The 325-nt window shown below is 70.8% G+C and carries 1 pseudogene; it reads right to left on the reverse strand.

What is annotated here, in order from left to right:
- Nucleotides 1-325 (reverse strand): annotated as a pseudogene (locus CCN37_RS40400) (hypothetical protein); the annotation flags it as partial.

Genomic DNA, 325 nt, shown 5'->3' on the forward strand with positions numbered 1-325 from the left:
CGCGCTCAAGGCACAGCGCGCCCTCCGCGGAGCCGAGCAGCCGATAGGCCTCCGGGATCGCTCCGAGCTCGCTCAGCCGCTCCTCGACGAGCGCGAGAACTCGGCGGTCGCGGTCGGTCAGCTCGGGAGTTTTCGGCTTCGTGACCGAGACTTCTCCGGTCAGCGCGGTGAAGGCGGCCCCGGCCCGCTCCGCGTCGAGCTGGGGGAGGGTGAACCCGTGCTCGCGGATGTGTGCGAGGAACTCAGGCTCAAGTGGGACCCCGTGCTTGGCCAGGTAGTGCGGCACCGACGCCGACCAGATCCACCTGCCGTCGGTGTGGACGCC

The organism is Allokutzneria sp. NRRL B-24872 (genome assembly GCF_002155965.1).
GTDB lineage: Bacteria > Actinomycetota > Actinomycetes > Mycobacteriales > Pseudonocardiaceae > Allokutzneria.